Raw genomic sequence first — 20250 nt, forward strand, 5'->3', positions numbered from 1 at the left:
CGTGCCAAGGTAAAAAATGGAGTTTGAATATGGAAAAGTCGGATTTTGAATATGATACGGATGAGTTCAAAACCCTGATTTCAAGGACTGCACACAGCTATAAGCGAGCAACTGACCACTACCTTGAACTCGTGGATACGTGGAAAAACTTTTCGCCAGAAGAGTTTGGCGGGGAGGTTTCGTTCGAAGTAGAACGCGAACAATCTCGAGTGTTGGGACGAGTGATTGGACAGAAATTCAACATCCGATCAACCCTTCTGATCACAAACCAAAGTGTCTATCTTCGTGCCTCGATAACCGTGCTTGATGCCTTGGTCGACAATGAAAGCGAAATTGGAAGTTTCTTAGTGTCGCCGAATGGCTCTATCCATTCTAAGGATGGAGAGCTACTGATAGATCGCAATCAGCATATGATCGAATACAGTCTATTGGTTGCTGTTCTTCGCAGAGTTCTTGGCTTCACTACGAAGGGCTGATGATCTCATCGCCCGGATCGGCTGCAATCTCGGCCATGCTCTTCTCGTAAAATGTTCGCGACACCTTTTCTGGAATCTCATAAGGTGTCGTGACATTCCGCAGCATCCAAGCCTGAGTTTCGAAATCAGCGCTGATCAGGTTCTTCAGCAACCGCTGGTGAATGTCCTGCTGGTTGTTGATGCGGTGCGCTCCCATGACCCGCTTGAGGTCAGGCTTGAACACCCCGGCGACCTCAACCGTAAACTTCTCGACGCCCAATGCAGCGTCCTTCGCTGCTGCCTTCTCGCGCTTCCTGCGCTGCTTCTTGGCTTCCTCCGTCAGTTCCTTTTCCTCGGCCATGGCCTACCTCTTCAATTCTGCTGGCCGGCAAGTCCAGCCAGGTCTGTCGTTTGCGTTGTTGGATGCGAAAACGTCTCACGAGTCGACGAACCTGAACTTGTTCTCGCTGGCGATCAGCGCTACCCGCTTGACGTGCATGTGTAGCGTCTTGGCCGTCTCGCTGATGGACTTGCCGGCTTCGGCCAGTTCGCGCACCTTCGGGGCGATCTTGTTGCGCTCGACGCGCAGACGGTCGTGGTGCGGTGTGGATGCCAGCTTTGGATCGCCAGTGACGCCACTGGGGATTTGCTGAGCCTTACCGCCGGAACCGAAGAACTGATCAAGTTGCTGGTTCAGGTTGTCGAGCAACTGGTCTCGTGGGTTTGGCATTGGTGCACCGATCAATGCACACCTTCCGCCAGGCGATTGGCCTGCTTCTCGAACGCAATAGCCATGTTTACTGCTACCTGATAGTTGAAGCGAAAGGCCTTGGTCTTTCCGGTGACCAGATCAACGATGTGGTAGGCATTGCCGACCGACTTCACCTGGAAGCGCACTTTCTTATCCGGCGCTGCCACACCAGCAAGGCGGGCGAATTCTCCACGGGCTGCGTGGGAGCGAACAAACAAGGCGTTGAGAACTTCCCGGCGCTGTTGCATCAGTGGGTGCATTTGCATGGCTGATCCCTCGGTGGTGGGTTGCGTTTATTCCCTTTGAAGGGCATGAGCATGGAAAAGCAATTCGGCAATTCAGACTTATTCAACGCTGCTTCGTAGCACCGCATAGAATCCCTTGGTGGCGGTATGGCTAGCGTGGAGATGTAAAATATTGCGTTGAATACGAAGTGGTTATTGATATGTCCAAAGAAGTATTAGGAGTTTCCGCTATAGAGTTGAGGGTGGTCGGTGAGTTCTGTGCGATCTACATTGAGGTGGTATGAGCCCGTGACACGCTCTCAATTGAAAATTTTCTAAAGATTCACACTTCACTGCCGACAAAGGATAATTACCAATCACGACTGCATCGAGGATGAAAAATGGATTTGCGTTTAACAAGCACGGCTGTTGGGTGCACTACATTCAAAGGGGATTTTGCCGCGCTAATTCATAAGCTAAGGTTTGACAACGGCGATACCGTCCTTACAAGCTGGAGCATAGACGCATGTGCCCGGCTTATCGCAGTGCTTTCTCAACACCTTAATCCGCTTGGCTCTATAGCCATTAACACAGCCGCAGAAGACCTCTTTCAGTCGAAAGAAGGACGGCTGACACAAGCCGAAGTTGAAATGCCTGGCCTTGACTCTGTCGTGGGTGAGATCCTTGGGGTATCCGTCGGCCGCGAGCTTCACGTCACCTTACGATTCACAAACAGTGGCGACGCCAAGGTCATCGTTCTCGGCCTGGATGAGGCTCGATGCCTGATGGGCTACTCAGGAAATACTCTGCAGCACGCAGGTGTACTAGAAAAAGTAGTGGTGGCTTCACATCACTATGTACAACCGATCACTCTTTTCACCTGCAGTTTCAGTTCTGGCGGAGAAAAAATTCATCACACGAGAAATGAAGATATTGATCCGAATCATTACAACTTACTACCAAACCTATACTCCGTTACGGTAGTTGACAATTCCAACCTTGCAAAAAAACAAGTGGTTGGCGGTTTTCTTCTGAAAACCATTGATACTTCCGGTCAGCCAGGTTTTCAAAACAGCGTCCTCGAAATAATGAGCAGTACACCAGGATTTATTACATTAGAGAAAAGTAAAATCTCTTACGTTACAGTTCGCATGGGCGTATCGGACGGAGGGCAAATGACGGAAAAGGAAATGCTTCACCATTTTATTGAACAGTACACAACATATTCTGTAACCGGTAATGCATAAATAGCTTAGCCCTCTCAGTTGCTGAGAGGGCGGTTTCGGTCTTTACCGAAAGGCCTCAATCACTTCAGCAAAACCCTTATTAACGAATATAAATTTTCTCCTTGAGGGTTCCCGTCGTTGGATGCATTTTTTAGACTTTCACGTTAATTGGAGCCTCAAGACGCAAATCGTATGTGAATACTTAACGTCGCTCCTTCTCCTTCTCCTTCTCCTTTCAAGTTCACTCACGTGGACTTCTTTCTAAATCCCAGGTGCCGTCAGCGAGCTTGACATTCAGTCCCTCCTGCAGGACCCCAAACGCCAGGCTTTCATAGCGAGTGACTATCTACCGATTGATAGCTCGGCTCGTCTTGCAGTTGACAGCGAGTCTTCCTGCTAACCCAGTTCGATCAGCATTATTGGATGGTCGTTGGCTAATACAACATGCGGCGTACAGCTGTTGGAGCCTGTTTAAGTAGGCTCACTGTATGAGGTCCGGCGCTCCTCATAGCCGAGGCTCGGAGCGCTAATTCATTCTTTGTCTCTCCCTTCTCCCGCTGGGATTCGCGGAGCGCATTGCTTGCCGGGTCATTCACTCGGTTAAGGCGTTTCACCATCGAGCAGCCGTCCAGGTTGTTCCTGTCGTTGGCAGGCTTTCGGGCCTGTCTGCTCGCCGGTCGCCGGCAGAGGCAATGCGGTCTGTTGGTTTGTTTGTTGCGCTGACTGTTAAAGAGCGGCGCAGCTTTCACTGCTGGCCGTGCTGTTCGGCTTGAATCAAATATAAGCGTGCTTATCGACTCTCGTCAATAAGTAAACTTATAAAATTTACGCAGAACGATAAAAAGCCCGCATTGCGCGGGCTTCTTTCAGTAGTCGAGGTATCTCTTCCAGCCGATCCGTACGCTATCAATATCCAGCCTTTCCACCGTTATACCGTCCGTATCGTCAAGCTCTTGCAAGATGCGATTCCAAGCTTCCAGGGCTTCATCCTCGCGCCTGGTTATGGTGATTGCCTGATACTTCTGCACCCTCGGATCTGACAACATTCGTTGAAATCTTCGGCCTACTTGTTCATAACAGGTATTGGTGCCGGCGACGTTTGTATTGCTTTGATTCATGCCATCTTCCTTGGTATTGCTGTATGGATAAACAGTATTTCATCCTTGGCAAAACGGCAATGTGTATGGAGTACAATTGTACTCTTTTGTGGGGCGGGCATTAAAAAGCCCGCCAGGTGGCGGGCTTCGATAACGAGGTCGACGACTAGAGCTTGCCGGTCATTCGAACGGCGACGCCGATTATCCGGCAGTCCTCATCCATCTCAACCATTCTGTATGCCGGGTTGAGCGGCTTCAGATACCGCACACCACCATCTTCTATAAGTTTCTTGAAGGTGGCCTCGTTGCTGGCCGGGAGTTTCGCGATTACCAATTTTCCAGGTTTAACGTCGGCTTCTGTATCCACCAAAATCATCATGCCTTCAGGAACGCTGACCCCTGACGGTGCCGTCATCGAGTCACCTTTCACCTCGAGCCAAAACGCCGGGCCTTTCGAGTCGTAATCTGAAAGCTCGTAGCGATCGGAGAATCCGTCAGGGTATGGTTGAACTGCCTCTTCCCAAGAACCAGCGGAAACCCAACTGATTACTGGATATCGATAAAGCTGGGCGGGTTGTGGTGCCATTTTCACGTTGGAGTCGCCCGACAGTTTGTCTGTCATCGATCCAATCCCATCAGAAAGCCAGATCGCACTGACACCGCAAAGGTGGGCAAATTTCGCGAGATGGACGCTCTGCTGGTTTTTTCCTGTCTCCAATTGCGAAATTACGGGTTGCTCTACTCCGGCCTTATCGGCCAGCGCTTTCTGGGTCAGGTTCGCATGCTTGCGTGCGAGCTTCATGCGTTCGGCTAGTGTCGTCATGTCCGTAATTTATAAGTTCCCTTATGCCCTTGCAAATAAGCCTCCTTCTTAATACGATATAAGCATGCTTATTAGGAGGGCTCTTTATGACCCCTATCGAAAGGCTCGTCGAGCACTTCGGCGGGCAGACCAAAACAGCTCTTGCGCTGGGGGTTACTCAAGCCGCGGTTTCCTACTGGGTCACGGGAGCCTATTCCATGAGTGCGAAAACCGCGTTCAAAGCAGAAGAGCTTACCAATGGGCTGATATCGGCCCGCGACCTATGCGCAGAACCAAAAACCGCGGTCAGTGTTGCGTAGTCGATGAAGAACATTTTGCGGGTTGCGGTTGCTACTCGCCACGGAAACAAATTTGAGGGTTTACGAATGGAAGATTTCTTGAGGGCTTGCCACACCACAGTCAAGGAAAGTGGGGCAGAGGAGTTGGCCGGGAAGATGTGCATGGCACACGTGAGCTTGCTCCAGCGCTCGAACCCGGACAACGCGGCGCATCACCTGACTATTGAGCACCTGTTCGGAATCTTGCTGCACACCGAGGACATGCGTCCGCTGAAAGCCTTGGCCGATCAGTTCGGTTTTGAACTCGTTCCAAAGATCGCTCCGGCACCTAAAGAGCTGACCGCGTCTCTGGTGCACGTCGGCAAAGAAGTCGCAGACCTGACTATCGCAGTGCACGAAGCACTGGATGACCAGCACGTTTCGGTAAGTGAAAAGACCGACATTCTCAACGAGATCGGTCATGTCCGCGAAAGCCTGCATCTGCTTGAAAGCTCGGTCAAAGCCGCCTGAATTGCAAGCATAAAAAAACCGCCTGGCAGGGCGGCTTAGTACAACTTCATTTCGAGGTGAATAGTGACCAATAAGCCCCCCGGAGTCAACAGTTCCGGTGATGTCGCGACACCTTATGACCAGTCTGCAAAAGTGTCTCGACACCACCATGCAAGCCAGTCTGCAGCGATGAATGCCGCCCTCATGGTTGGTTCGCAGTACTCGCACGAATCCAAATCTCACTTCTGCCGGCAATGCCTGAATCACCTCAAGGCATCACTGGCAACTGTCCAGGATGTTTCTGCATGAGCACCATCATTATGAGTCTGTGTTGGCCGTTGCAGGGCATGAGCGGCCCGCAAAAGGCTGTGCTCATATCGCTGGCAGATAATGCTAACGACGAGGGCGTCTGCTGGCCTTCGGTTGCCCGTATTTCGGAGCGAACCTGCCTTGCTGAACGGACAGTCCAAACTGCAATCAAGTGGCTGGGGCAGGTTGGGTTGCTGTCAGTTCGTGAGCGAATGGGTCGTTCGACAATGTACACCCTAACCCCAGCAGCATATGCACCCCCGCGAGAGTCGCACCCCGCAGCAGCTGCACCATCACCCCCGCAGCTCACTACAGAAACCCCCGCAGCAGCTGCACCCAGAACCGTAATAGAACCATCAAGTGAACCGTCACCTCTTGTCGGCGATGAGCAAACGCCGAAAGTCTCGAAGACGAAATGCCCGACTCAGGCAATCGTGGACTTGTTCAACAAGACCATTCCCGAGTTTCCTCGCGTCGTGATGTTGACCAAGGATCGTATCGCCAAGATCGGTGCTCGCTGGAACGAAAGCGAAGTCCATCAGGATTTGCAGTTCTGGGCTGAGTACTTCGCTTTGGTGCGTTCGAGCAAGTTCCTGATGGGGGAGGTATCCGCTTCCGGGGGTACTCCGTTCCGCTGCAACTTCGACTGGCTGATTGCACCGAGCAACTTCGTTAAGGTCGTCGAGGGTAACTACCATGCGTGACCCTCACAGCATCGAGGCTGAACACGGCCTGCTGGGCGCCATGATGCAGCGCCCAGATCTGATCGATACGCTTTGCGAAGACTTGTCCGCAGAGGCGTTTTACTTCCCGGCAAACGCCGATCTGTATCGCAGCATTATGGCTATCCGTTCGGCTGGTCAGGCGGTTGACTTCCTGACTGTGGGTAATCACGTCGGTTCGATGGACGACGGCAGTCCGGCATTCGCCTATTGCGCCGAAATCGTCAGAAACACTCCGAGCATTGCTAACGCCAGAACATACGCCCAGATCGTTCGTGAACGGGCTATTGACCGGGCGCTCTACGACCTTGGCAGCCAGGCGATGGAAATATCCCAGGGCAGCGAGGACACGCAGGCGAAGATCGCCGCTGTTCAGGCTGCAGCCATGGCGATTGATTGCGGTTCGGGTGATGACGACATCGTCAAGGTGGGGGACGTATTGGTCGACCAGATCGAGGTCTGGCAGGAACGCCATGATCGTCATTGTCGCGGTGAAACGCTGATCGGTCTATCGACCGGCCTGAAAGATTTGGATGAAAAGCTGGGTGGCTTGCAGCCAGATCACCTGTACATCGTTGCCGGCCGTCCTGCCATGGGCAAGACCACGCTCGCCATGGGGTTCTCAATCGATGCGGCGGTGCGCCAGAACAAGTCAGCGCTCGTCATCAGCCTTGAGATGAACAAAGGTCAACTGGTGGACCGGGCTACGGCTTCCGAGGGGCGCATTCCACTAACGCTGGTGAAAAACGGAACCGCCTGCGAGACACACGGCACTGAACTACAGGCCGCTGCCGGGGTTCTTCGCCGCGCTCCGCTGTACATCGCTGACCGAGCTGGCTCGTCAATTGGACGCATCCGTTCGCTCGCTCGCCGCCACAAAATGCGTTACGGCCTGGACTTGCTGATGATCGATTACCTGCAACTGGTGGAAGGCGAGGGCGGCAACCGAACCGAAGAGGTCAGTAGCATAAGCCGCGGCTGCAAGTTGCTCGCCAAGGAACTAAGCATCCCCGTTGTGTTGCTCAGCCAGCTCTCCCGTAAATGCGAGGAGCGTCCGAACAAGCGCCCAATCCCTTCTGATTTGAGGGAGTCCGGAGCCATTGAGCAGGACGCCGATGTGATCCTGTTCGTGTATCGCGACGAGGTCTATCACGAAAACACCGAAGCCAAAGGCACTGCCGAAATAATCATCGGCAAGGGGCGCGACATCGAGATGGGCACTGTCCGCACGGCGTTTATTGGTCAATTCAACCGTTTCGAAAATCTTGCTGCTGGGTGGAAGCCAGAGCCTGTCGAGCAGCCGGAAAAAGTCACCAGCCTAGCCAGCCGTTACCGCAAAAAGGATTCGTTTTGATGAATACAAGGCGACTCGCTGCTCCCGACCCGTCCACCTACCGTTTCGCGGTGTTCTGCTGCTCGTTCAAGGTTGACCTGAGTTCTCCGCCGGATCACGCACTGGCATTGTTCGCGGATGAGGCCATGGCGAGGCGTTACGGCGCATGGATGTGGCCGGGCACCTACGAAGTCGTCGACGTCACGACGGGGAGACCGCCATGCGCGTGACCTCGAAGAAGCTCCGCGCCTCCGCCAACGGCCAAGAATGCACCGTCCGGATGCCGGGAATCTGCAACCACAATCCAGAAACCACCGTGCTCGCGCACTTGCCGTGCGGGCAGAAAGGCATGGGAATGAAAGGTTTCGACACCGTGGCGGTGTACGCCTGCTGCGCCTGTCACGACGTTATCGACGGCCGCGCCGCCGGCGAAATCGATTGGCGGGACATGCCGCGAGCTATCGCCGAAACCCACGAAGGCCTGATCCGGGCTGGAATTCTCACTGTGAGGGGGGCGGCATGAGTACTGCTGCGGTGAAGATCACCGAAGCCGAACTCAAGCGACAGGCTGCCGGCGCCGTTCAGGATGTGCGTGACCTCGAAAACAAAGGCCTGTACCTGCGCTTCAACAAGGCCCGCACTGGCGGGTCGTGGTACTTGGTGCTGAAGGGCAAGTGGAACCCCATCGGCACTTTCCCCGAGCTGACGCATAAGCAGGTCGTTGCGGCGCTGCCGTCGCTTCGCTTGCGACTGGCCGCCGGCGAAGGGGCGAGCCTGTCGAAGTGGGGCACCGTGGGCGAGCTGCTGGACTGGTTCGCGGATCGCATGTCACGCGACCGCAACCTGTCGACCAAGCGCAAGAACACTGGCGCGTCGATGATCAAGTGTCACCTGAAGCCACGCCTCGGCGAATTGCCGCTGATCGGCATCGACAAGGCGACGCTCGACACCCTGCTGATGTGGCCGCTGCAGGAGACCATTTCAATCGACTACGTGCGCTCGGTGTTCCAGTTGCTGGCCCTGGCATTCCGTCAGGCGGCCAAGCTGGGCCTGATCACGTCCAACCCGATGGCGGCGATCAAGTTCAATGACTTCTCCAAGGCGAAGGTCGGGATCAAGCCGTCTCGCCTGCGCGGCGTTCAACTGGAAGGCCTGCTCGGGCAACTGGCCGAAGTCATGAGCACCGCGTCGCTGGATTCGATGCTCGCACTGATGATGCTCTGCCATGGCACGCGGATCGGTGAAACCCGGATGGCGCGCTGGTCGCACATCAGCCTGGCCGAACGCGAATGGTTCATCCCGGCCGAGAACACGAAAACCGGTGTCGAGCATCACCTGCCTCTGACCGAGCAAGTATGCACGCTGCTGACCCGGTATCGAGAAGGCCAATACGCTCGAGGCTATGACGGCCAGTGCCTGTTCCCGGCACGTAATGGCAAGGCGCTGGGCGAGGCTCAGGGCTGCGCAGTGTTTCGTCGACTGGGGCAGGGCGATTGGACCAGCCACGACCTGCGCAAGGTGGCGCGCACCGGTTGGGCAGACCTTGGCATCGATCACCTGATTGGTGAGCTGCTGATCAACCACGCGATGGGCCATAACGTGAAGGTTTACATCCAGTCGGACGTGATGAGCCGCAAGCGTGATGCCCTCGAGCAGTGGCACGCGCATCTAGATCAGAAAGGCTTTGCAGCGATTCATGGATTGACCGGCTTTAGATTTGAAGATTCCGGTAATTCGCTGCAAGCCACAGACCATAAGGCCTGCAAGGCCATTGAAGAAACAACCATAGGCGAGGTTTTAGATCATGCAGCAAAGGGCAGTGTCTGGCTTTAAGCGTGAGCGGATAGAGCTGGAATTTTGCTCGATCTGTCTGGGGAAAGCGGTTGTAAAAGGTCTGTTTTATGAGCTGATTTGCACTGGTTGTAACGGTTCAGGTTGGGTTGTTCCGGGGAGCAAGTTGGTGCTTTCTTCCGACGAGTTGGTAACCCAATTAAGTCTCAAATTGCAGATTGCTATGCGAGAAATTTCTGCGCTTAAGGATCTGCCAACGACTACCGAGCCACGAAATCAATACGAGCGATCGAACCGCCTAGGGGCGGGCGGTACAACTTACACAGGGGATTAAACACATGATGATTCGTAAACCGGCAGGACGCCCACTAGGGGACACCGAATACCTCCTTGAACAGTGGGGTTGGTGGCGAATGGATGGAATGGGGGTTCCAGGCTACACATCACCGACTTTAGCGCTGATGCGCCAAACAATGGCGCAGCCGGCAGCAAGCAAGAACTATTGCATTACCGATGACTGGGCGATTGCTATCGACAATGCCGTGGCTAGGCTCGCACATCGGGATCAGCAGATGGGGGATGTCGTATGGCTGTATTTTGGAGCCAAATGGCCAATGGTTCGTGTCGGAAAATACTACGCGATGAGTGAAGGTAAAGCGCGTGAGTTAGTCCGGGCAGGTGCAGCATGGATTGATTGTGCTGTAAGCGTAATTCACAACGCAGCATAACTTTATCGAGAGCAAAGGCTGCGTGGCGGGCAGCCTTGCTTGTATACTAATACAGTGACGTTGTTAGATCATGTTTCTTAAACTCAACGGTAAAATGCGCTCGATCCGTTTTTTTCTGATTCCTTTGGATTTAATTATTTCGCGATCAATCAGGGATACTACTTCTTTCATCCAGGATTTTTCTTTTTTAAGTGTGGTTGAAATTTTTCCGTCAGAATACCTTTGCTCTAGACCTCTGCTTATATGCCTCCAGTTTTTTGCAGGCGATCCCATCCATTCTTGTACGAAGTCGCTAGGTAGTATGCTGGCTAGGATATCAATACTTGCAAATTCGTTACTGCCGCCGTTTGTATAGCTGATCTTTTCAGCGAATTCCTCGCCATTAGAAGAGATTAATGAAAGAAGTGTTTTCGCTATTTCGGGGAAACGTTGCTTTTCTGCTCTGTTCTGAACGTCTTTCAAATAATTGTTGAGTCTAGAGAAGTTTTTGTTATAACTGTCCTCTACCCAGAATGAATAGCCTCCGTAGCTAGGTAAGTTGTATCGGTAATCGACAATATATTTAATTCTACCTTGGCTGAGAAGGTCCTCCATGTATTCTCTACAGTCCTCTTCTGTTTCGGATAGGCTTCTTGGAATTAGTCCCATTTCTGAAAGTAGAAAACGTAGTGAGAAAAGCTGAAGCATTTCACCGGGTTCGATTACCTCTCGGTTGGTGAATTGTGTCTTTAGTTTTTCAGCAGCATCATGTGACTCCTTATCGCTGAGCTCATCAAATTTCATGAATACTAGCCAAGCGGGAAGATCCTCAGGGTTGGTGAAATACAGGCTATTGTTCAAGCACTCCCGTATTCTTGTTTCCGAGTAACTACCGTTAATTAACATGCTGGTTAATACGTCGTCGGCAAGAATTTTATTGCTAATGTCGATGTTTTTATATCTCATTGAAGCAGTGTAAATATCTGGTATTTTGCTGATTTTTTCCTTTCTGGAGACTTTTAATCGATGCCGGATGATTGAGCCGCTTCTGTCTTTAAGAGAAGATTCATCTAATCGGCCGGCTCTGATTTCCAGACTCAAGGCTAAGAATAGGCTCGTCAATTCGAGTATCGCAGCTTCGTTAGACTTGTGATTGTTTGTTAGAGCGTTAAATAGCCTGGTAAGATCCTCTAATGAATGTCTTAATATGCGAAGTGAGTGGGTTTTTGATTGATCAAATATGTCGAGTATTACGGGTTTAAGTTTGGTTAGCGTTGCCGAGGTGGTTGGAGATTTTATGGCGTTTGTGAAGCTGTCAAAAGCTTTTGATGTTTGGGGTGTTATAGGGATAGTCTGGCCGAAAACTTTTTCTTTTATTTCTTTTAAGGCGTCCGTGATTTTTTTATCGTGTGCAACGACGATGACTCTGCAGTTATGGTGCTCTATGTATTTATTAAATACACCTAATAAGTCGTTAATGTCTATTTTACTTCGTTCTAAATCGTCGAATACCAATATTTTGTCATTGTCTACCTGCTCGCGGATAATTGCATTCGCAATTCCGGATAGCAAGCCTCCGAGATTAACCGGCCCAGCTCCGGCACCATTCGAAGAGTTCGCAATTCCTTTTGTGATCGACTTCATGGGATGCATTTTTGCATATACTGCGGAGTATATTTCTTCTGTGGATTGCGCTCCGAATAAGCTTATGTAGTGTATTTCATCTTTATCTAATATTTCGGTTACTTGATATGTTTTACCTGACCCCCAATCTCCGGTAACTAGTATGCCGTAACCTGGGTTTGAGAGAGTTTTGTAATATTCTAGATATTCTCTTAAAAGTGAAGGCTCGTTGAGAGTGGAGTCGTTACCGTTTTTAGCTGTATGACTGGTCATTCAATTACGTCCATGCTTTAAATGTGTGGGGGCGCTAATTTTTAGATACGGTTGAGTGCAATCAGGCTCTCAATTACGTTGGCTGCTGAGAATTTACCGTGTTTAGGCATCGCAAAAAACACTTTTCCGCGCGGAATAAGTCTGTTTTCATAGCAGCGTGTATTGCTGTGAACGCAGCGAGACGCTTTCAAAAACCCGGCCAATGAGTCGGGTTTTTTGTACCTACTTACAAGCCCTGCCTTTGAGCAGGGCTTTTTCGTTTTCGGTCCCATGCCTGCCTCTTTGCTCTGCGCGGATGACAGTGACATGGCGGCCGAACCTATTTGAGGACTACAGATGAGCACGGAGCAACAAGCTCTCGCGGATGTACCCCTTTGGCTGTTGATATTGTTGAGCATGGCGGGCCTGTCGGGCGAGATGCTGAGAGCGTCAGGTAGCGATCTCGGTCTACAGCAGATCCTGCAACGCGTAGCGTTACGGTTTCTGGCGTCCGGCCTTTTGGGAATGGCCACTTTGCTGCTCGCAATGGCGCTCTGGAACAACCTGTATTTGGCCGCGGGACTGGGCATCGTGATCGCGGTGATTGGGGCAGATGTCGCGGGAGGCCTTTACACCCAGTTTTTGGCGAGGAAGGCAGGTGTTAGCAGCCCATCGGCAACCAACAATCTGGGCGATCAATAACAGCTGGCAGAGGGGAGGGTGTCCGTCTTTTCTAAGGGATGGGGCAAGGCATGGCACTCGGATGCAGGCTCAACCGACCGGACCGGGTAGAAAACCGCCGGGGACCCTGGTGACTTTCAAAGGGTACGGGGTCGGAAACCCGCGGGAAAGCGTTAGCCACAGGGCTGGAAAGTTAGTTGACAGTGGTTGACAGGTTGACAAGGAATGCTGGGTTTTCAGCGACAGAGTTCGCAAGATCAAAACAGTGTTTTTTAGTGAGGTCCCCCCGGTTCTATTGGGCTGCAGGCCTTTTCATGCCTGTTCATTTTCTTGAACAGCAGCCCCGGCGCAATGGTCAGAAGGCTTGTCAACTAAGCCGGGTTAGTTGACAGGCTTAACAAGCCACGACGATGGAGGCCGCATGGCTTTTGTAACTCGCAAGGAGTACTGCGAGCTGAAGGGGTGGTCTCGGCAGTACGTTGGCAAGCTGGTCAAGAATGAACGACTGGTTCTGAATGCTGCCGGGCAGATTGATGTGGATGCCAGCGAGCAGCTTCTGGCCATGACGAGCGACCCGAGCAAGGCCGCCGTCGCCGCTCGACATGAGCGCAATCGCCCGAAGCGGAGTGATCAGCCACCGCTGGAAATAGTCATCGCAGACTTTGTAGATGACCCCTCTGGTCAGGTACCCGACTTTCAAAAGTCACGCGCTCTTCGTGAGCACTACCTATCGCTTCAGGAAAAAGACAACTTCCTTAAAGCCCGAGGCACCTTGGTAGAGCGCAAAGCGGTCGAAGATGCGGCCTATAACGCCGGTCGCTTACTGCGTGATCTTTTGCTTGGAATGGCGCCACAGCTATCGCCGGAACTGGCCTCGCTGTCTGATCCATGGCAAATCGAAAAGCGTCTGACGTCGGCTTTGCGACAAACACTGGAAGATGCTGAGCGGCTGTCAGCAGCAGATCTACAACAAGCCATTACCCCGAGCTAAACCTATGTCCTTAGAAATGTCGAACGGTGCGACGGTGTACCGCGAAGCGTATTTCCGTGGGCAGCGACCAGAGCCAGATGTCTGGATTGATCAGTGGGCCGACGAGTACATGCGCATCCCGCGCGACACTGGTGCGGCCGAGCCTGGTCAATACCACACTTCGCGTACCCCTTATGCGCGTGAGCCGATGCGCTGTCTGTCACCAGCCCACCCGTGCAAACGCGTGGTGACTATGGTGGCTTCGCAGTTGATGAAAACGCAGATCGCCTTGAACTGGATCGGCGGCCTGATCCATATGGCCCCGTCCAACATCCTCACGTTGTTGCCCAGTCTGGGGTTGGCCAAGCGGGTATCGTCGCGGATTGGTAAAACCATCAAGGCCACGCCGGTGCTGCGTGAGCGCGTGGCGTCCAACCGCTCGCGGGATGCGCGCAACACCATGGACACGAAGGAGTTCGAGGGTGGTTCGCTGTACATCACCACGGCCGGTTCAGCGGCCAACCTGGCGGAGCTTTCCGCACGCTACATCTACGGCGACGAGGTTGATCGCTGGAGTGTGGACGTGGGCGAAGAGGGCGACCCGGTCGAACTGGCCGAGACTCGCGGCAGTACTTTCGGCCGTAACGCCAAATTTTATTTTTCCAGTTCGCCGACAGTCAGGGGGGCGTCACGGATCGCTGATCTGTTTGAGGTCAGCGATCAGCGTTACTACTACGTCCCGTGCCCGACCTGTGACCACATGCAGGTTCTCGAATGGGAGCGTTTGCATTACTCGGTGGATTTTCAGGTTGTGCATTACCAATGTGCCGGCCCCGACTGCGACGTCCTGATCGAGGAGCGCTATAAGGGCGAGATGCTGGCGAAAGGGGAGTGGCGGGCACACACCCAAGGCGATGGCGAAACTATTGGTTTTAACTTGAATGCGCTGTACTCGCCGCCCGGCTGGACCGGTTGGGCGTCGTTGGCCAAGCAATTCGAGAAGGCTAAAAAGGCTCAGGCCAAAGGCGATCTGGAGCCGATGCAGGTGTTTTATAACACCCGTCTGGCCAAGGTCTGGGATAGCGCTCAGGAGCAAACCTCAGCCGATGTGCTGAGGGAACGGGCGCGGCTGGAAAACTACGGGCTTGGCTCAATGCCCGACGGCGTGTTGATGCTGACCGCTTCTGTTGACACCCAAGCCAACCGCCTGGAATTGATGGTGATGGGTTGGGGTGCCGGCATGGAACGCTGGGTGGTCGACTTTCAAGTGATCTCCGGCGACCCCGCAGATGAGCGTACCTGGGCGGCGCTGGATCAGTTGCTCAAGGCCCGTTACCGACACCCTTGTGGTGCCGAGCTGATGATCATGGCTACGGCGGTCGACTCCGGTGGTAATCATACGGATGAGGTCTATCAGTTCTGTCGTATGCGCCGCTGGCGCAGCGTGTTCGCCATCAAGGGGGCGAGCAAGCGGGGCCGGCCGGTGATCGCGCAGCGACCTTCGATGGTCGACGTGACATGGAAGGGCCTGACTGAACGGCATGGCGCCGAGCTATGGATTGTTGGTACCGACACGGCGAAGGACTGGATCTATAACCGCTATGTATTCGACACCGGCCCGGGAGCGCTGCACTTTGCCAACGACCTGCCGGATGATTTTTTCGCCCAGTGCGTGGCTGAGCGCAAAGTCACCCGTTACGTCAGGGGGCATAAACGCATCGAATGGACCAAGGGCAAATCCGAGCGTAACGAAGCGCTCGATCTGTTGGTTTACAACCTAGCCATGGCCCATTACCTCGGCATCAATCGCTACCAAGATCACGATTGGGCGCGGATTCGCCAGGCGGTCAACGAGTCGGTTTCGGGCGATAGCAGCCAACCCGTTCAGAGCGAACGGCTCAGCCGGCCAGTCGTAACACCGGCCGCACCACAGGCGCCGCAACCAGCCGTGAAATCACGTCCGGCAGCCGCTCCCCCACAACGCCGCAGTTCCACCAGTGGCTACCTGAAGAGACGCTGATATGTCATTTACGAAAAAGCACCTCGACGCGGTTGAGGCGGCCATTGCTCGCGGTGAGAAAACTGTGCGCTACACCGACCGTACCGTGGAATACCGCACGGTCGATGAGCTGCTCAAGGCGCGCGAAGAAATACGCTCGTCGCTGGCCAGCGCCGCCGGGCCACGTTCGCGCGTGGTTCGCCTTTATCACGGGGGCAAGGGACTTTAATGGCCCGACATTTTCCGACGTTGACCCGCAACGGCTTTGTGCTGCCGTCCAACATCAAGGCCAGTTACGAAGGCGCCGGTGAAGGCCGCCGATCCGCTAACTGGGACGCTCCCGACAACGGGATCAACAGCATCAACACCCCGGCACTGCGCAATTTGCGGTCGCGCTCCCGGGCAGCGGTTCGCAATGACCCGTATGCCTTCAACGTCATCGACAAGCGCGTCAGCAACCTGATCGGCACCGGCATCACCCCTCGGCCAGCGACCGATGATGATGCCCTGCGCAAGCAGCTGCAGGAGCTGTGGAGCGATTGGGTTGATGAATCTGATGCGGATGACCGCACCGACTTTTACGGCCAGCAGGCGCTGGTGGCGCGCACGGTGGAAACATCGGGTGAATGCTTTGTTCGCTTGCGTCCTCGCAGTCGGGACGAAGGCTTGGCGGTTCCGCTGCAGTTGCAGATTCTGGCGCCGGAGTTCGTGCCGCACGACAAATTCGAGAGCACCAAGAACGGCAACGTCATCCGCGCCGGCATCGAGTTCACGCCCGGCGGCAAGCGGGTAGCGTATTGGATGTACCTGTCGCACCCGCGTGATGCGGCCTCATTGAACGCCGGCTACAACCAGCTAGTGCGCGTCCCGGCCGCGCAGGTGCTGCACATCTTCGAACCGGTCGAACCTGGCCAGTTGCGCGGTGTGCCGCGATTGTCGCCGGTTCTGAAACGGCTACGCAGTCTGGACAACTACGACGACGCGGTGCTGTTCCGTCAGGAGGTGGCCAACCTGTTCGCCGGTTTCATCAAGCGCCCGTCGCCTGACTCGGGTCCGGCTCCACGCGATCCGGTCACCGGCGCGTTATTGGATCTGGACCGCGACGGCTTCACGCCCATGGTTGCGCTCGAACCCGGCACCATGCAGGAACTCGGTCCGGGCGAAGAGGTGGAATTTTCCAAACCGCCGGACGCGGGCAACAACTACCCGGACTTCATGCGTCAGCAGTTGATGGCTGCAGCGGCGGGTAGCGGTACGCCTTACGAGATCCTCACCGGCGATATGCGCGGAATCAACGACCGAGCATTACGGGTGGTGCTCAACGAGTTTCGGCGCCGCCTGGAACAACTGCAATTCAGCGTGTACGTCCATCAACTTTGCCGCCCGGTACGGGCCGCGTGGATGGACATGGCGCTGCTGTCGGGTGTTCTGGTGCTGGACGATTACACACAGAAGCGCCGCCAGTACCTTCGCACTCGCTGGGTACCGCAAGGCTGGGCCTATATCCAGCCGGTTCAGGACGTGCAAGCACGAGCGATGGAGGTGAGAGCCGGTTTTTCGTCGCGCAGCGAGATGGTCCTGCGTACCGGCTACGACGCCGAGACGGTCGATCTGGAAAACGCCGCCGATCTGGCGCGGGCCACAGCGCTGGGCCTCAACTACAACACCCTGGATACCGTCGAAGACACCGACGACAAGGAGCAACCATGAGCAAGAGCGCGAAACCGCGTATTTACAACCGCGCCGGCAAACGCGTCGAGGTCAAGGACAAGACCTGGTACGCAGTTCATGCCAGCGGCGAGTCCACCGAGCGAGTGATCGAAGTCTTTGTCTATGGCGAGATCGGCGCGTGGGGCATCACTGCCAATCAGTTCGTGCAGGATCTGCGTGCCATGGATGATGGTGTGTCGCCGGTGGTCGCCGCGTTTAATAGTATCGGCGGTGACCTGTTCGACGGTCTGGCCATGCACAACGCGCTGTCGCGGCTGGGCGAGCGCTGCACCGGGCGGATCGATGCACTCGCAGCCAGTGCCGCCAGCGTGGCCGTGTGCGGTGCGCACCGGGTGGTGATCGCTTCCAATGCGATGTTGATGATCCACAACCCATGGACCTATGCCGCAGGTGATGCGGAAGACTTCCGCAAGGTGGCCGACGTCCTCGACCAAACCATGGAAGCGATCATCGCGGCGTACAAGGCCAAAGCACCCGACATTGATGAGGTGGAGCTGCGGCGTCTGGTGGCGGCCGAGACTTGGCTCACTGCAAATGAAGCCGTGGCGTTGGGCTTGGCTGATGAAGTGGGCGACGGCGTCAAGGTCAAGGCCTGCCTCGGCCAAGGCGCGGTGCTGCAGCGATTCCAGAACGCACCGGCTGAATTGCTGGCCCAGCTCGACGAGCCACCTGAACCAGATCCCGAACTCGAACCTGTAGATCCGCCGCTGGTGCCGCCTGTAGTCGACTCGGCCAAGTTGGCACTGATGATCACTCAGCGCTGCACGGCGGCGGGCATCAGCAATTTGGTCGAGCCGCTGCTTAGTTCCACCCAGCTCGAAAGCGAAGAGATCGTGCTGGCCGGTCTGGCACGCGCCAAGGCAGTAAACGATCTCTGCGTGGCCGCACGACTGCCTGAGTTCAGCGCCGAGTATGTCGCGGCCGGTCTGGATGCACCGGCGGTGCGGGCGCGTCTGTTCGACAAGATTGTCACCAGCGGCAAAGGCTTTGAAATCGACAACAGTCTGCCGCTGGCGGATGACCCAGCGCCCAAGGTGCTGGCCAAACAACCTGACCCCAACTCGATTTGGGCTGCTCGCCAAGCGGCCCAAACTGGAACCGCGCAAAGCGCGAAAGGAGCACGAGCATGACCATCAAACAGGAACCGATGCACGCAGGTGAATTCCTGCTGTCCGAAGGCGCCGGCACCATTTCGCGTGAAGCGATCAACGTCGCGGCCGGTCCAGCATTGTGGCCGGGACAAATCCTCGGGCTGGTGACCGCCTCCGGTGAATTCGCACCGTACAACCCAACGGCTGAGGACGGCACCGAAAACGCTGTCGCCATTCTTTACGGCCCGCTTGGCGAATCCGATGTGGTGCGTCGCGGTCGCGCCGTGGTGCGGTTGGCCGAGGTCAGCGAAGCGCATTTGACCGGCCTCGATCTGGCTGCCGAGAAAGCCTTGGCCGCTCATTCGGTGATCGTCCGCTAAGACGTTTCCTTTTTTCATATGCATCCCGCCGCGTGCGGGATTTTTCGTTTCTGGAGAGTACCCATGGCCGATATCGCCATTTTTGACGACGAAGCATTTACTGTCACCTCGCTGACCGCTGCACTCAATGATCAACCGTATCTGCCAGGGCGCATCAGCGCACTGGGCCTGTTCCGCGAGGAAGGCATTACTACCCTGACCGTGCAGATTGAAAAGGACGGTGACACCCTGGCACTGGTGCCGGCCGGTGAGCGTGGTGGTTCTGGCCTGGTAGTTGCGGCGAGCAAGCGCAACCTGATCCCGTTCAACACCGTGCATCTGCCTGAGCGTTTCACGATCAAGGCCGACGAGATCCAAGGCATCCGCGCCTTCGGCACTCGCTCTGAGCTGCAGGCGGTGCAGGACGTGGTCAATGCGCGTCTGGCTAAGGCGCGCCGTCAATTGGACGCGACGCATGAGTTCCAGCGCATGGGCGCACTCAACGGCCAGATCCTCGACGCCGATGGCAAGACCGTACTGCTGGATCTCTATGACCGCTTCGGTGTGGAGCGCCAAAAGTTGTCCATGGGACTGGCGGATGCGGGCACGGAGCTGCGGGTCAAGTGCGGTGAAGCGCTGGACATGCAGGAAGACGCGCTCGGCAGCGTGACCAGCACCGGTTCTCGCGCCTTCTGCGGCAAGAACTTCTGGAACAAGCTGATCGTTCACAAGTCGGTCAAAGAGACCTACCTCAACAGTCAGCAGGCAGCGGCTCTGCGCGGTGATGCTCGTGAAAGCTTCGAGTTCGGCGGCATCATCTGGGAGCGCTACCGCGGCAAGGTGGCCGGCGTTTCCTTTGTCCATGACGACAAGGGACTGCTGATCCCCGAAGGCGTGCCGGATCTGTACATCTCGGTGTTTGCGCCGGCTGACTACATGGAAACAGTCAACACCCAGGGCATTCCGTACTACAGCATGATCGAGCCGCTGCCCTTCAACAAAGGCATGGCCGGTGAGGCGCAATCGAATCCGCTGCATCTTTGCACTCGACCGCGCGCACAGATCCTGCTGGAGCTCTGACCGTGGGCTTTCGCGATCTGATCGCCGAGGTTGACGCAGTGGTGTTCGAAACGCTGGGCGATACCGCGCGGATCGAGGGTCGCGATGAGCCGGTGTTCGGCATGTTCGCCGCGCCCTGGCTGCAACCCAAGTTCGGCAAACTCAACACCGGGTTGCGCGAGCCTCGCTTCGAGATCCGCGTCAGTGATTCGCAAGGCCTGGAGCAGGGGATGCTGGTCAGCGTTGACTTACCTGCCTTGGATGGCGGCGGTGACTACGA

At 55.1% G+C, this 20250-nt stretch carries 25 protein-coding genes; 19 read left to right on the plus strand and 6 right to left on the minus strand.

From position 1 onward, the window contains the following. The first annotated feature begins 29 nt into the window (after positions 1-29). Positions 30-476, plus strand: coding sequence for a hypothetical protein (locus ACIOZM_RS02605; protein WP_401209193.1), 447 nt, complete (start codon positions 30-32; stop codon positions 474-476). Here the strand turns inward: ACIOZM_RS02605 and ACIOZM_RS02610 are convergent. The 3 genes from ACIOZM_RS02610 to ACIOZM_RS02620 form a co-directional block, all read right to left on the minus strand. After that, entirely contained in the window at positions 463-816 is a 354-nt protein-coding gene (locus tag ACIOZM_RS02610; RefSeq protein WP_401209196.1) for a hypothetical protein, read from the minus strand. The genes ACIOZM_RS02605 and ACIOZM_RS02610 overlap by 14 nt on opposite strands. A gap of 75 nt (positions 817-891) precedes the next feature. Next, on the minus strand, positions 892-1185 hold the full coding sequence (locus ACIOZM_RS02615; protein WP_401209198.1) for a hypothetical protein: 294 nt from the start codon (positions 1183-1185) through the stop codon (positions 892-894). An 11-nt stretch (positions 1186-1196) separates the two neighbouring features. After that, positions 1197-1472: a hypothetical protein gene (locus tag ACIOZM_RS02620; protein ID WP_401209201.1), complete on the minus strand. Its 276-nt coding sequence runs from the start codon at positions 1470-1472 to the stop codon at positions 1197-1199. Between the two features lie 359 nt (positions 1473-1831). On the opposite strand from ACIOZM_RS02620, the gene ACIOZM_RS02625 reads away from it, so the two are divergent. Then, positions 1832-2677, plus strand: coding sequence for a hypothetical protein (locus ACIOZM_RS02625; protein WP_273878434.1), 846 nt, complete (start codon positions 1832-1834; stop codon positions 2675-2677). Between the two features lie 845 nt (positions 2678-3522). Here the strand turns inward: ACIOZM_RS02625 and ACIOZM_RS02630 are convergent. Then, on the minus strand, positions 3523-3774 hold the full coding sequence (locus ACIOZM_RS02630) for a DUF1654 domain-containing protein (RefSeq protein ID WP_401209205.1): 252 nt from the start codon (positions 3772-3774) through the stop codon (positions 3523-3525). Positions 3775-3919: 145 nt separating this feature from the next. Next, the gene (locus ACIOZM_RS02635; RefSeq protein ID WP_150653606.1) at positions 3920-4576 is read right to left on the minus strand and encodes a LexA family transcriptional regulator; all 657 of its coding nucleotides are present in this window, start codon (positions 4574-4576) and stop codon (positions 3920-3922) included. 86 nt (positions 4577-4662) lie between these two features. On the opposite strand from ACIOZM_RS02635, the gene ACIOZM_RS02640 reads away from it, so the two are divergent. The 8 genes from ACIOZM_RS02640 (at position 4663) to ACIOZM_RS02675 (ending at position 10226) form a co-directional block, all read left to right on the plus strand. After that, on the plus strand, positions 4663-4875 hold the full coding sequence (locus ACIOZM_RS02640) for a Cro/CI family transcriptional regulator (RefSeq protein WP_150653605.1): 213 nt from the start codon (positions 4663-4665) through the stop codon (positions 4873-4875). Between the two features lie 66 nt (positions 4876-4941). Next, positions 4942-5364, plus strand: coding sequence for a phage regulatory CII family protein (locus ACIOZM_RS02645; protein ID WP_401209209.1), 423 nt, complete (start codon positions 4942-4944; stop codon positions 5362-5364). A 284-nt stretch (positions 5365-5648) separates the two neighbouring features. Continuing rightward, positions 5649-6356, plus strand: coding sequence for a helix-turn-helix domain-containing protein (locus ACIOZM_RS02650; protein ID WP_116254781.1), 708 nt, complete (start codon positions 5649-5651; stop codon positions 6354-6356). After that, positions 6349-7728, plus strand: coding sequence for a replicative DNA helicase (gene dnaB / locus ACIOZM_RS02655; RefSeq protein ID WP_401209212.1), 1380 nt, complete (start codon positions 6349-6351; stop codon positions 7726-7728). The genes ACIOZM_RS02650 and dnaB overlap by 8 nt, the downstream gene beginning before the upstream one ends. After that, the gene (locus ACIOZM_RS02660) at positions 7728-7937 is read left to right on the plus strand and encodes a hypothetical protein (protein WP_339433061.1); all 210 of its coding nucleotides are present in this window, start codon (positions 7728-7730) and stop codon (positions 7935-7937) included. Before dnaB ends, ACIOZM_RS02660 begins: the two co-directional genes overlap by 1 nt. Then, complete coding sequence (locus ACIOZM_RS02665; protein WP_401209216.1) at positions 7928-8230, plus strand: nuclease domain-containing protein; 303 nt, start codon at positions 7928-7930, stop codon at positions 8228-8230. Before ACIOZM_RS02660 ends, ACIOZM_RS02665 begins: the two co-directional genes overlap by 10 nt. Further along, positions 8227-9540 (plus strand): tyrosine-type recombinase/integrase, encoded by a 1314-nt coding sequence (locus ACIOZM_RS02670; RefSeq protein WP_401209219.1) that lies wholly within the window; start codon positions 8227-8229, stop codon positions 9538-9540. Before ACIOZM_RS02665 ends, ACIOZM_RS02670 begins: the two co-directional genes overlap by 4 nt. 296 nt (positions 9541-9836) lie before the next feature. Continuing rightward, entirely contained in the window at positions 9837-10226 is a 390-nt protein-coding gene (locus ACIOZM_RS02675; protein ID WP_401209221.1) for an antiterminator Q family protein, read from the plus strand. 63 nt (positions 10227-10289) lie between these two features. Here the strand turns inward: ACIOZM_RS02675 and ACIOZM_RS02680 are convergent, their stop codons facing one another. After that, positions 10290-12101, minus strand: coding sequence for a hypothetical protein (locus tag ACIOZM_RS02680; RefSeq protein ID WP_401209224.1), 1812 nt, complete (start codon positions 12099-12101; stop codon positions 10290-10292). 336 nt (positions 12102-12437) lie between these two features. On the opposite strand from ACIOZM_RS02680, the gene ACIOZM_RS02685 reads away from it, so the two are divergent. The 9 genes from ACIOZM_RS02685 to ACIOZM_RS02725 form a co-directional block, all read left to right on the plus strand. Further along, positions 12438-12782: a phage holin family protein gene (locus tag ACIOZM_RS02685; RefSeq protein WP_401209226.1), complete on the plus strand. Its 345-nt coding sequence runs from the start codon at positions 12438-12440 to the stop codon at positions 12780-12782. 400 nt (positions 12783-13182) lie between these two features. Further along, on the plus strand, positions 13183-13752 hold the full coding sequence (locus tag ACIOZM_RS02690; protein ID WP_401209228.1) for a terminase small subunit: 570 nt from the start codon (positions 13183-13185) through the stop codon (positions 13750-13752). A gap of 4 nt (positions 13753-13756) precedes the next feature. Further along, entirely contained in the window at positions 13757-15751 is a 1995-nt protein-coding gene (locus ACIOZM_RS02695) for a phage terminase large subunit family protein (protein ID WP_401209230.1), read from the plus strand. A 1-nt stretch (position 15752) separates the two neighbouring features. Continuing rightward, a complete protein-coding gene (locus ACIOZM_RS02700; RefSeq protein WP_041481045.1) occupies positions 15753-15959 on the plus strand; it encodes a phage head-tail joining protein in 207 nt (68 codons plus the stop codon). Further along, entirely contained in the window at positions 15959-17440 is a 1482-nt protein-coding gene (locus tag ACIOZM_RS02705; protein WP_401209233.1) for a phage portal protein, read from the plus strand. Before ACIOZM_RS02700 ends, ACIOZM_RS02705 begins: the two co-directional genes overlap by 1 nt. Then, positions 17437-18591: a head maturation protease, ClpP-related gene (locus tag ACIOZM_RS02710; protein WP_401209236.1), complete on the plus strand. Its 1155-nt coding sequence runs from the start codon at positions 17437-17439 to the stop codon at positions 18589-18591. Before ACIOZM_RS02705 ends, ACIOZM_RS02710 begins: the two co-directional genes overlap by 4 nt. After that, complete coding sequence (locus ACIOZM_RS02715) at positions 18588-18932, plus strand: head decoration protein (RefSeq protein ID WP_312996169.1); 345 nt, start codon at positions 18588-18590, stop codon at positions 18930-18932. The genes ACIOZM_RS02710 and ACIOZM_RS02715 overlap by 4 nt, the downstream gene beginning before the upstream one ends. Positions 18933-18995: 63 nt before the next feature. Further along, positions 18996-19991, plus strand: coding sequence for a major capsid protein (locus tag ACIOZM_RS02720; protein ID WP_401209239.1), 996 nt, complete (start codon positions 18996-18998; stop codon positions 19989-19991). Positions 19992-19993: 2 nt separating this feature from the next. Then, positions 19994-20250: hypothetical protein (locus tag ACIOZM_RS02725; RefSeq protein WP_401209241.1), on the plus strand; the 257-nt coding region annotated here is incomplete at its 3' end.

Source organism: Pseudomonas sp. NPDC087346, from assembly GCF_044744235.1.
Classification (GTDB): Bacteria; Pseudomonadota; Gammaproteobacteria; order Pseudomonadales; family Pseudomonadaceae; genus Aquipseudomonas.